Source organism: Paraburkholderia sp. (assembly GCF_034668105.1).
Lineage (GTDB): Bacteria > Pseudomonadota > Gammaproteobacteria > Burkholderiales > Burkholderiaceae > Paraburkholderia.
In genome coordinates this window covers 1-11,957 of sequence record NZ_JAXDPY010000123.1, presented here as the reverse complement: position 1 = coordinate 11,957, position 11,957 = coordinate 1, and the positions used below count along the sequence as shown (strand labels likewise).

Below are 11,957 nucleotides of genomic sequence, written 5' to 3'. Positions count from 1 at the left end.
CTACACGTATGCCGTGCACGCAGGCGGCAGTGCCTTTGATACCCGAGTTTTGAATATTACGCCAAGGTCTGTAGGCTGTGCGCGACCCAATACCCAACCCGCGCCGGATTCGGGAACGTAGATAAACAGGATAGAGGTTTGAGTCTCGTCCCCATTCCATAGTGCTTTGAGAGTAGTCAGAAGGACGTAAAAATCCAAGGATTTGGAAAAAAATCCCGCGACTTTAGGAAACCGACGGACTTCAAACGCAAAGCCAGGGATTTTGCGGTGCAATGGCTGCAAATCCGTGCCTGCTGAAGGCGCCTGGCTCGGACCATTGTGGGACCAGGCAAGCTTGTCTACAGATAGGAGGATGGTGGCCCTGAACATGTGCGAGAGACCGTTCCCGGCCGCTATGGATTACCCTGCGCCTGAGTCTCCATCGATCGGGCGACGCTCATCAGATTTTTCGGCACCACCCGGATCGTGCCATTGCGCGGACTATCGATATCGGCGATCAACATGAACGAGACCGAAATCGTTGCCGGCAGGATGAAAAGAAATCGCATCTTGAGAGTGGGACTGCGAGAACCGTAGCCGACCAGCAGATTACAGAACACGCCGAGCAGGATCATCAAAGACCATGCAGCCTCGGGAATGCGATTCCACCAGGCCGCTTGAGTGTAGCCTTGGGTATTGATCACGTCGTTCATCCCAGCCACGGCGAGCGCCGTGACCGGGTTCGGTTGGGCCGCCGCAGACGTCCTGACGCCTGCCCATAGATCGTTTTCCAGCTTCGTCGTCGCCGCGTCGATCAGGGCTTGTTGCTGCGGATCGCGTTCCTGATAAAAGCGAATGCGCTGCTCCAGATATTTCGGCAAGAGCCTGCGCACTATTGCCGCGTCTGCGACGGGCAAGAGGTCCGCGCGAAGATACTCCGTGCCAATCGCATTCGCCTCTTCCTCTTCGCAGTTCTTGCGCTGGTCATAGCGGCTCACCGCCATCGAGAGGCTGAAGCCGATCACTAGCGCGAGCAGCGTCAGGGTGGCGGACTGCACCACGCCGAAGTCGTCGCGAAGGTGCTCATCGAGAGGATTTTTGCGGCGCAGGACGGCAAAGCCTACCCAGCCCGCAAACGTCATCGCGGCAAACGACACAATGAGAAAGGCGACTGGATGGCTTATGAGTTGTTCCATTCGTGGCCCTTGCGGCACTGCGCTCGGTGACTCCACCGCCTGGCGAAGCGACGACCCTCCACGAGATGCATGCTAGTAGCAATGCCGTCGGCGAGCCATTGGACTTTAGTCCAATGGATTTAAATGGCGCGCCGAATAGACTTGCCGAGTCACGTGCGAACCACGGGCCTCGACGGAACCTGTCGCATGGAGGACTGCGGAGTGGATGAGATCTCGGCTTTCGGGGCAAGATAGCGGATACCTGCAATCGCATCGAGGTTTGCGCGCGGTAATTGCAGGGCGGCGGCGTTGGGGAGACGTGCAGACCGGTTTAAAACAAATACCAATCATCACATTTACAATCACCCCACTTCGTACTACGATAAATTTGCCTTTCGAAGAAGTCGTTGTTGTATTACCGATACCTTCGTCACTAGGTAGCGTGCATCCATCATGCTACCTAGCGGATCGCGTTCGATTCAAGTATGCATGTATGTGAATAGAAAAATCGCCGCGTGCGTCACGCGGCTATGACATCTCTTGCATTGCATACCTCGCCTTTCGTTCAAGAGCGTGACAGTTTTTTGTCATGCCGCCTTTCGGCGCCGCTTTTTGATAGGAAGCAAGATCATGAGCATCGCCATGTCGGTCATTGTTGTCGAAGGCGTTGTTATATTGCGTTTGCTGCTTCTATCGATGCACCATCGGCGGGCGTGGAAACCGGTGGCGAACTTCAAGCTGGCTGATGTTGATGGATTACGCGCACCGGTTGCCGCGAAGGCTGGATACGGCGCCTGCGCCGATTCATCATGCAGAGCGAGTGCATCGGAGGCCGCACACCCGCAGACGCAGCGCGTTGCGAAGAACACCGAAGGGCTGAAAGACGATCGACTCGCCACGCACGCAAGGCGCCTTTTCACGGCACCGGGTCGCACGAAGATGTCCGCGCGGACACATCGGGTTTCACTCGACGGTGGTTGGCGGCCGCCCACAGCCGAGGCATTTCATGCTAGCGATGTTGTCAATCCAATCGAGGCTGCCTATTTTCAAAAGGCTTTAGAGTCTTTGCCCATTGCAATTCTGATCGTCGACCAACAGGGCGTGATTGTGATGGTCAACACGCAAACCGCGAAATACTTCGGATACGGTCCGGATGAGTTAATAGGAGAATCTTTAGAACGTCTGCTGCCGGACTTCGGTCGCGATAGCGGCACCGAAAATCAAGGCTCCATATTTTCGGGCGTTCATGAAAAACCAGTTGTTCGCGAATTATCCGCAAAGCGAAAAGACGGCACCAGCACGTATGTCGAGATCGGAACCGCTGCCTTTCCTTTCGACTCCGGCTTGACACTTGCCTTTATCGTCGATCGGATGGATCGATACGAACTACACCGCAACCGTCGGGATCTGGCGCATCTGACGCGTGTGTCCACGATAGGCCAACTGGCATCGTCGCTCGCTCACGAACTGAATCAGCCGCTGACTGCCATCCTCAGCAACGTGCAGGCCGCGCAACGATTCATGATGTCCGATCCGATTGACCTTGCCGAGGTGCGCGATATTCTCAATGACATCGTTCAGGACGACTACCGCGCGAGCGAAGTCATTCGGCGAATTCGCGCTGTCGTGAAGAACGGCGACCTTGAAGTCATGCCGCTCGACCTTGCGGAAGTGATCCGCGATGCGGTCGTTCTGATGCATAGCGACGCGATCTCCCGGGGATTGCGTGTGAGGTTCGATCTCGATCAGGGCCTGCCTCCGGTGCAAGGCGACAAGGTTCAGTTACAGCAGGTCGTCCTGAATCTTCTGCTTAACGCATTCGATGCCATGGAAGGCGTGCAGCCGGCAGACCGTGTCGTAGACGTGAAGCTCAAGCCAGAGCAGAACGGCATGGTGGGTCTCGCGGTAATCGATCGGGGCCATGGGCTGGCCCCTGAGAGACTGGGCAAGATATTCAAGCCATTTTTCACTTCAAAACCCCAGGGACTCGGCTTGGGCCTCTCGATTAGCCGGTCCATTGTCGAGATGCATCGAGGCAGGCTCTGGGCCGAAAATAACATTGATCGGGGCGCGACTTTCCACGTCACATTGCCCGTTGGCAACGTGATGCGCCAGGATGGTTCGCGGTAAAAGACCTGATCGTTTCCGCTCTGCGGGGGCTCGTCGCCGACCACTGCGCTATGAAGCGCGTCGCTTTGCCATTGCGTCACCATGAAGACGCTGGTGGCGGCCTGGAGCCGGGCGCTCGGCAAGGTCAGCCGCGACATTGCCGCGGCGATCCAGCCGAGTGCGGCACCCTGAGCGTTGGACGGCATCGGGGCGTGAAGATAGCGGGGTGGCGCAGAACGCCTTTACATCAACGCAAATATCCGAAGAACCGACCCCCCAAAAGAAAAACGCCCCACAGGGCGTTTTTCTTTACCTTGGCACGGCAACGCGCTCGCGCGCCTCGCCCGGCCAGGAGAAGACTCGCTTAGAACTTGTGACGGATACCGACGCGGAATGCCAGCTGGTTGTCCGCACCCGTGCCCGACGTGTTGAAGTAGCTCGTGCTCGAACCGATCTGCGCTTGCAGATCCTGCGTGCCGTTGCGGCCCGACGCGATCTGGTAGATGCCCAGTGCGTAGACGTCCGTCCGCTTGCTCAGTGCGTAGTCGACGCTCAGGTCGGCCTGGTTGAAGTGGCCCGTGTTGGCGTCGCTCAGATGCATGTACGTGTAGCCCGCGCTTGCCGTCAGTGCCGGCGTGAACGCGTACTTCGCGCCCGCTTCGTATGCCGTGAACGTGGTCGAACCGCCCGTGATCGGTTCGAAGCGCGTGTTCGTGTACAACGCCCACAGGGTAGCGGCGCCGATCGAATAGCGGCCGCCCACACCGAACGTGCGCAGATCGCGGATATTGCCCGTCGACTGGTTGGCGATGCTGGTCGAGAACGCCGGGCTTGCCTGGCTCGGGTAACGGATGTCCGTGTACGCCGCGCCCACGCCGAACGGGCCGTTCGCGTAGTTCGCGCCGAAGCTGTAAGCACGCGACGAACCTGCCACCGGTGCCGCGGTCGTGCCGGTCGCCGGTGCGCCGGCGAATGCGCCAGCCTGGTTCGAGAAGCCGTACATCGCGCCGAAGGTCAGGCCCGCGAAATTCGCGCTGCTGAACTTGACCGAGTTGTTGATACGGCTCGACGTCAACTGGTCGAGGTCGTTGATGTGGTAAGCGTAGTTACCCGCGACGGTCTGGCCGCCGGTCGAGTAGCTACCGCCCAGATAATCGGTCGAAAACGAATACTGGCGACCGAACGTCAACGCACCGGCCGTGTCCTTCGACACACCGACAAACGCTTGACGGCCGAACAGCGCGCCGCCCTGGCCCAGCGTGCCGTTGCCGCTGTTAAAGCCGTTTTCCAACACGAACAGCGCCTTCAGGCCGCCACCGAGGTCTTCGGTGCCGCGCAGACCCCAACGGCTGCCTTGGGCCACCCCGTCGTCGTACTTGACGAGGTTGTCATGACCGCCGGTAGCGGTCTTCGAATTGTTCACGTAGCTGATACCGGCATCGATCAGGCCATACAGCGTGACGCTGCTTTGCGCGTGGGCGGCGCTGGCGAAGACGGCGAGAGTAGCGGCGGTCAATACTTTCTTGTTCAAGACTTTCTCCGATAAATAAATTAGCGATCGCGACGCGGTGCTCTGCGGCAGGGTCGTGCGATGGCCCGAAATTTAAGGGAATGCAGAGTAAGGTATGTGACAGCCCCGGTATTCTTGAAATCTGTCGCGCGGGCGCGACACTCACATTGCGTCGCTGACTGAAACATTCATGTCACGCCGCTCATAAGCTTTTTCCAGATCGTGCGTATAAGCGTGTGAAAAACGATTGGTTTCGGGCCCATCGCGTCGCCGACAATCCGAAGAAGATCAAGCTGGTGGAACTCGACGCCGCGCAATTGCCGCGTGCGCTCGACGACCTCGACGCGCCGTCGATCAACACGGACTACGCGGTGAAGGCCGGCCTGCAGCCGACGAAAGACGCGATCGCGATCGAAGACCTCAAGGGTCCGTACGCGAATCTGATCGCCGTGCGCGCGCAGGATCGCGACAAGCCGTGGGTCAAGAAACTGGTTGCGGCGTATGAATCGGACGAAGTGCGCAAGTACATCGATACGCAGTTCAAAGGCGCGATCATTCCGGCTTTCTGAGCGGGTTTTATAAGCGGTTTTCTGGACGGTTTTATAAGCGGCTTTTCAGCCGCCTTTGAGCGGATCCGTTCATTCGCCCCAGAGGCGTAAACGCGGATCGCCCGCTGAAATAGCGGGCGATCTGCTTTGCGGCTGGCATTGCTTGGGTAGGTCAATACACGCAGGTCAATACACGCAGGTCAATGCGCGCAGGCCAACACGCGCAAGCGCGGCCTCCGGTGTTCGCCGGAGGTCTTTAATTGCTCAACAACGACCCGCTTCTGAACGCCGTCGGACCGGCAATGCGCGCGAATTCCAATCCCGCCGTCGCGAAGCGCGTCAAATGCCGCGCATACAGCACGCCGGCGACGGTGCTCTTCAGCGTCACGACCTGATCGGTCAACGGATCGACGATGTCGGCGATCTCATGGCCGACATCGACCCAGGTACCCACTTCGCAGCGATACACCAGTACACCGCTGATCGGCGCGACAATCGGTTCGGCGCCGGCCAGAGGCGTGGCCGCGAATTCGAGCGCGGGCAGCGGCGCCGGCGTACCGTCGATCACACCGCGCGAGGTCAGGTATTCGATGATCGCCTGAGCGTCCCGCTCGGCGTACTCGTACGAGACTTCGCGTTGACCGCGCAGTTCGACCGTGACCGAGATCGAGCCGTTCGGAATCGGGAAGCGGTCGCCGTAACGCCCGCGCAGGTCCGACCAGCAGAAGCTGTGGATTTCGTCGAACGGATTGCCCACCGAATTCAGCGCCAGCAGCGACGCCTTGGCGTCCAGATAGCAGGCCAGCGGTTCGACTTCCGGCCACAGGTCAGGGTTGGTGTAGAGGTGCAGCGCGGCTTCCCAGTCGCAGTGCAGGTCGAGTACGACATCGGCGTCGTACGAGAGCTTTTGCAGCGCCAGACGTTGCGATTCGAGTTCGTTTGCCGGCTTTTGCTCATCGAGCGCCTCGCGCATCGCCGCGCGGATCGCGCTGCGATTGGCGTCGATGTTGTCGGTTAGACGCGACTCGATTCGAGGCTGAATCAGCGCCGCGAGTTCGTAGAAATTGCGGTTGAAGTTCTGCGCGCTGTTGGTCTCGAAGCGGCCCGTCAGATGGCCGAGAAAATGCTGATTCAAGCCGATCGGGTTGGCCACCGGCACGACCACGACTTCGCCGCGCATCTTGCCGGCGGCTTCCAGCGCGGCGAGTTTGCGGCGCAACGCCCACGAGACCAGCATGCCAGGCAACTCGTCGGCATGCAGTGACGACTGGATGTAAATCTTCTGCCCGCCGCCGGGACCGTAGTGAAAACTCGTCAGATTACGGGCGGTGCCGAGCGTCGGGGCAATCAGCGGATGGGTTTGGGTTTGCATGGTTTTCAAATCCGCGGGCAACCGGAGATGCCGCGCTATGTCGTTGATTACAGGGGGAAAGGGTGTTTCATGGCCGGTTATTGGCGGCCCGGATCGCGGCGCCGCTATCGCACGATCTTAGCCGATATGACGCGATGCGGGGTCTATGCGGTGTCGTGCGGCATGCGGGCGGGCCAGATCCGCGCGATTGTGACCGAGGAGCGGAATGCTCAGGCGGTCCCGCAAATGAAACGGGCCCCGCATGGAGCGGGGCCCGTTTCGGCAAACCGGCAAGCGCGCCGTCAGACGCGCGTGGCCGATGCTTAGCTGCCGTACACGTTGAAGTCGAAGTACTTCTTCTCGATCTTCTTGTACGTACCGTCCTTGATGATGTCGGCGATCGCCTTGTCGACCTTCGCCTTCAGATCGGTGTCTTCCTTGCGCATGCCGATACCCGCGCCTTCGCCGAGGATCTTCGGATCGTTCAGATCCTTGCCGACGAAGTCGAAGCCCGCGCCGCGCGGCGTCTTCAGGAAGCCGATTTCAGCTTGCACGGCGTCCTGCAGCGCTGCGTCCAGACGGCCCGACAGCAAGTCGGCGTAGACCTGGTCCTGGTTCTGATACGGCACGACCTTTGCGCCCTTCGGTTCCCAGTACGTCTTTGCGTAGGTTTCCTGGATCGTCCCCTGTTCCACGCCAACCGTCTTGCCCTTGAGCGAGTCGGCCGTCGGCAGGATGCCCGAACCCTTCTTCGCGACGAGGCGCGTCGGAGTATTGAACAGCTTCGACGAGAAGGCGATCTGCTCGGCGCGTTGCGGCGTCATGGACATCGACGAAAGCACGCCGTCGAACTTCTTCGCCTTGAGGGCCGGAATCATGCCGTCGAAGTCGTTTTCGACCCACACGCACTTGGCCTTCAGGCGCGCGCAGATTTCATTGCCGAGGTCGATGTCGAAGCCAACGAGCTTGCCGTCCGAACCCTTCGACTCAAACGGGGGGTAGCTGGCGTCAACGCCGAAACGGATGGTCGACCAATCTTTAGCGTGTGCGCCAATCGAGACGGTGGCAAGCAGAGCAACCGTCAAAGCCGCTAGCAGTTTTTTCACTGTTTAACTCCTCGGTGTAGTTCAAATACTCCCGTATGCGGTTGTACCGCCGCGGGACGCCCGACGCGACTTACGACCGGGCTTGGGTTGAAGCTGCGGGCCGGGGCGGCCAGCAGCGCGCGCCAAGCTTATCAGTTCAAAAAGATCGGGTAGTTAGTGAAACACCGGATGGCGTAAGGGAATAGCTTTTGAGGCTCAAATGTGGTCGCAGTCCGCGGAGTGCGGGTTTTCGAGTGTTTCCTCGAGCCATTTAATTAAAGATCCTGCGAAACCGACCGTTATAAAGGTCAGCGCGACATGAGCGCGTCGGTGCATGCCAGCAGCCTGTTCCTGTCGACCCCGGCAGGCCCAACCAAAAATGCCCTGCGCGGCGCTATCATCCATATGCTGCGTGCAAGCCGCGCAGGCAAGCAATATCTGTCTGAACAAAGTCATCGAGTACTGCGCTCGCGGGTAAGCGCCGTGCGCCTGTCTGCGCTTGTCGTAGCAGCCTTCTGCTAAGTGGTGTTATATGCACGTGATTTTTACAGCAGATGAAATGTGCGGTTTCAATTCGCCGTTCGGGCGCCGCGTCGCAACCGCTGCGGTTCGCGGAAATTCGCCACGCCGTGGCGGCTTTTTGACGTTACTGATCAGCGCCGTTTTCTGCTGTAGCCTTTTATCGTCCGTGCCGGTTGCGGCCGCCGAAAGAATCCTGCGTGTACTGGCATGGCCTGGCTATGCGGACGCCGACGTCGTGAAGACTTTCGAAGCACGCTATAACGCGAAGGTCGAAGTCACGCTGGTCGATTCCGACGAGGCCCTGTGGGCGCAGATGCACGCCAAGGGTACGCCGCCATTCGATGTGCTCGCCGCCAATACCGCCGAAATCCAGCGCTATGCCCGCGCGAATCTGCTGGCGCCGCTCGATCCCGCCAGTCTGCCGAATACAAAAAGGCAGATGCCACGTTTTCGGGCAGTGTCGTCGATTGAAGGGTTGACCTCGGCAGGCAAGGTGTACGCCATTCCATTCACGTATTCGTCGATGGGGCTGATCTATGACCGTAAGCAGATCGCCGTTGCGCCGCGCTCGATGCGGGAGTTGTGGAACCCGCGCTACCGCGGCAAAGTGCTCGACTTCAACAGCGCCCAACATAATTTTTCATTCGCCGCACTGGCGCTGGGCTACCCCCATCCGTTCCAGCTGGATGCCGCGCAGATGCACGTGATCGCTCAAAAGCTCGTCGAATTGCGCCGCAACCTGTTGACCTATTACACGTTGCCGGAAGAAGCGACCGCGTTTTTCATCCAGCATAAAGTGGCGTTGATGTTCGGTAACTATGGCACCCAGCAGGTCGAATCGCTGCGCCGCGCCGGCGCGGACGTGGGCTATGTGATTCCCGATGAAGGCGCGCTCGCGTGGCTGGATTGCTGGTCGATGACGCGCTCGGCAACAGATCGCCCGCTCGCGCTTGCGTGGATCAATTACATGCTCGAGCCGGACGTCAGTGCGTTGTTGACGCAACGCCAGGGGCTCGCCAACACGTTGACGGCGCCGGCCGAAAGCCGCGACAACGCGCACATCGTCTGGATCGGACCGGTGGAAGACATTCAGCGGCGCGAAGACCTGTGGCGCAGAATCGTCTCCGGCGATCGCTCGGAGCGCTTCTGATGATGCGTCCCGGCCTGACCATCAAGTTATCGATCCTGCTTGCGTGCATCGGCGTGCTCGCGTCCGGCGCGACCGGCTATTACGCGTATCGTGCGAACCGCACGATGCTCGTGAACGAAGCCGAACGCAGCCTGCTGACGTCAACTGAATTGCTGGGCCAACGTTTTTCCGTGGCAATCGACGATGTCGCCGCGGACGCACTCGTGCTCGCGAGCTTGCCGTCTTCGGCGCACGTCGCGCAGACCGACGACGGCTCCGGCGTGAATGCATCGCGCGAACGGCTGGCGCAGGTGTATGCCAGCTTCATGGTTCATCACCCCGAGTACCTGCAAATCCGTTTGATTACCCGTCAGCATCACGGACTCGAGCTGATTCGTTTCGACCGCGACGCGGACGGCCTTGTGCGGGTCGAAGGAAAGAATTTGCAGGAAAAAGGCCAGTTCGCATATGTGTTCGACACGCTGGCGTTCTCGCCTGGCCGAATTTATTCCTCACCGATCCTGGTCAATCACGAGTACGGTGCGCATGCGGCCGAGGGCAAACCCACGCTACGGCTCGGCACGCCGGTGGCGAACGCGAATGGCGCGGTGGTGGGCGTGATCGTTATCGATATCGATCTGGCCAGCTTGTTCAAACGTTTGCAGAGCGATCTGCCAAGCGATTATCAGGTCTATCTGGCCAACGAATGGGGTGACTTTCTGGTCCATCCGGATGCCTCGAAAACATTCGGCTTCGACCGGGGGCGGCGCTTCCTGATGCAGGACAGCTTCTCTGTCACCAAGCCGCTCTTTGATCAATCGCAAAGCGAAGAACTGGTGAACGGTCTTGCGCACCCGCGGCAGGCCGCCGGGCAGGTGCTCGCTTTCGTACGCAGACCGTTCGGCGCGTCCGAGGGCAACCGCTTTATCGTGCTCGGCCTCGCCAAGCCACTCGATGATGTATTGTCCGGTGCCCACCTGCTGGGTGACAGCATCATTCGCATGGTGATGGTTTTCAGCGTGTTGGCGCTGTTCCTGGCGGTGCTGTTCGCCCGTGCGCTGACCAAGCCTTTGCACAGTCTCGCGCACGCGGCCACGCATCTGTTCGCCGAGCACGCGATGGACACGCTGCCGCTCAAACGTACCGACGAGATCGGCGTGCTGGCGCGCTGCTTCGATCGTCTGCGCCGGGAAATCAAGTCACAAATGGACGTGCTGCATAACAAGCAGCGCGAGCTCGTGCATCTCGCCACCCACGACGGGCTGACCGGCCTGCCGAACCGCATGTTGTTCATGCAGAAACTCGAGACGGCGATCGAGGAAGCGGCGCGGCGCAAGGAGCGGCTCGCCGTCCTGTTCGTCGACCTCGACCGCTTCAAGCAGATCAACGACCAGTTCGGTCATTCGATAGGCGACAAGGTGCTGGCCATCGTGGCGCAGCGGCTCAAGCGCGTGCTTTGCACGGCGGATCTCGCTGCGCGCCTCGGCGGTGACGAGTTCATTGTGTTGATCGAGGGACCGCGTTCCGCGGAAGCCGCACCGGGGATTGCCGCGCGGATCATGGGCACATTGAATGACGAACTGCGGATCGACGGACAAAGCATGACGGTGGGCGCGAGCATTGGCATCAGTCAGTTTCCGGACGACAGCGCGACGGCGGAGGAGCTGCTGTTCCACGCCGACGCTGCGATGTATGCGGCCAAATCCGGCGGGCGGTGTGCGTATCTGCGCTACCGGGATGTGATCGAGGCGCGGGAGCTGAAACAGTCGCAGGCGGGCGAAGGGGCAACCCAAGGCCGCGAGGCGGAGCCGACTGCGTGACTTCCCCAACGCGCGGATTCATTGCGACGCGTCGATGGCTCCCCGCGCACCCTTTGCCTGAAGCAACTGCAACGCTTGATGAAGCACCTTTCTGAACGCCGGCAGCGCGGCCAGATCCGCCGGGAAAACTTCCCGCACCGACAGTAACGCGTCCAACAGCGCCTGCGTTTCACCATCCGACGCCGCCGCGAGCGCCTTCAACCTGCCGGCCAGCGGATCGCTGATTTCGTAACGCGTGCCGTTATCCGCATGGCCGCGCAAGAACATCATCCACGCCGCTACCGCCAGCGCGAGCCGTGTGAACGACTGGCCCACCTCGAGCCTCGCCGAGATCGTGGCGAGCAGACGCGGCGGAATCTTCTGGCTGCCGTCCATCGCAATCTGCGCGCAGCGATGTTTCAGCGCCGGATTCGCGTAACGCTCCAGCAATGCGTCCCGATAGGCGAGCAGATCGAACGATGCGGGCATGCTCAGTGTCGGCGCGATTTCCTGCGTCATCATCGTGTGAATGAGATTGCGCATGGCGGGGTGGGAGATCGCCGCGTCGATGGTGTCGAAGCCGCCGAGCATCGAGAGATACGCGAGCGTCGAATGCGTGCCGTTCAGCATGCGCAGTTTGGCCAGTTCGAACGGCGTGACGTCGTCGACGAGTTGCGCGCCAACCGCGTCCCACGCGGGACGTCCCCCGGGAAAACGATCTTCAATGACCCATTGCCGAAACGGCTCGCA

General features: G+C 60.1%; 8 protein-coding genes and 2 pseudogenes. 5 read left to right on the top strand and 5 right to left on the bottom strand.

From position 1 onward, the window contains the following. Positions 1 to 392 precede the first annotated feature (392 nt). A complete protein-coding gene (locus QOC89_RS05915; RefSeq protein WP_323044175.1) occupies positions 393 to 1,121 on the bottom strand; it encodes a hypothetical protein in 729 nt (242 codons plus the stop codon). Between the two features lie 663 nt (positions 1,122 to 1,784). Here QOC89_RS05915 and QOC89_RS05910 point away from each other — a divergent pair. Beyond that, a complete protein-coding gene (locus QOC89_RS05910; RefSeq protein WP_323044174.1) occupies positions 1,785 to 3,284 on the top strand; it encodes an ATP-binding protein in 1,500 nt (499 codons plus the stop codon). 343 nt (positions 3,285 to 3,627) lie between these two features. On the opposite strand, the gene QOC89_RS05905 is transcribed toward QOC89_RS05910, so the two are convergent. Continuing rightward, a complete protein-coding gene (locus tag QOC89_RS05905) occupies positions 3,628 to 4,794 on the bottom strand; it encodes a porin (RefSeq protein ID WP_323044173.1) in 1,167 nt (388 codons plus the stop codon). Between the two features lie 245 nt (positions 4,795 to 5,039). Between QOC89_RS05905 and QOC89_RS05900 the strand changes: the two are divergent. Continuing rightward, positions 5,040 to 5,342: pseudogene (locus tag QOC89_RS05900) on the top strand (MetQ/NlpA family ABC transporter substrate-binding protein); the annotation flags it as partial. A 235-nt stretch (positions 5,343 to 5,577) separates the two neighbouring features. Here QOC89_RS05900 and QOC89_RS05895 read toward each other — a convergent pair. Together QOC89_RS05895 and QOC89_RS05890 are read right to left on the bottom strand one after the other, a co-directional pair. Next, positions 5,578 to 6,693, bottom strand: a complete 1,116-nt coding sequence (locus QOC89_RS05895) for a succinylglutamate desuccinylase/aspartoacylase family protein (protein ID WP_323044172.1) — start codon at positions 6,691 to 6,693, stop codon at positions 5,578 to 5,580. A 302-nt stretch (positions 6,694 to 6,995) separates the two neighbouring features. After that, complete coding sequence (locus tag QOC89_RS05890) at positions 6,996 to 7,778, bottom strand: ABC transporter substrate-binding protein (protein WP_179740730.1); 783 nt, start codon at positions 7,776 to 7,778, stop codon at positions 6,996 to 6,998. 297 nt (positions 7,779 to 8,075) lie between these two features. On the opposite strand from QOC89_RS05890, the gene QOC89_RS05885 reads away from it, so the two are divergent. Genes QOC89_RS05885 through QOC89_RS05875 form a run of 3 tightly spaced genes read left to right on the top strand, consistent with a single transcriptional unit; the run spans position 8,076 to position 11,228 of the window. Further along, on the top strand, positions 8,076 to 8,279 hold the full coding sequence (locus tag QOC89_RS05885; RefSeq protein WP_323044171.1) for a hypothetical protein: 204 nt from the start codon (positions 8,076 to 8,078) through the stop codon (positions 8,277 to 8,279). 10 nt (positions 8,280 to 8,289) lie between these two features. Further along, a complete protein-coding gene (locus QOC89_RS05880) occupies positions 8,290 to 9,429 on the top strand; it encodes an ABC transporter substrate-binding protein (protein ID WP_416340361.1) in 1,140 nt (379 codons plus the stop codon). Next, on the top strand, positions 9,429 to 11,228 hold the full coding sequence (locus QOC89_RS05875) for a diguanylate cyclase domain-containing protein (protein ID WP_323044169.1): 1,800 nt from the start codon (positions 9,429 to 9,431) through the stop codon (positions 11,226 to 11,228). The genes QOC89_RS05880 and QOC89_RS05875 overlap by 1 nt, the downstream gene beginning before the upstream one ends. A gap of 18 nt (positions 11,229 to 11,246) precedes the next feature. Here the strand turns inward: QOC89_RS05875 and QOC89_RS05870 are convergent. Then, a pseudogene (locus QOC89_RS05870) lies at positions 11,247 to 11,957 on the bottom strand (mannitol dehydrogenase family protein); the annotation flags it as partial.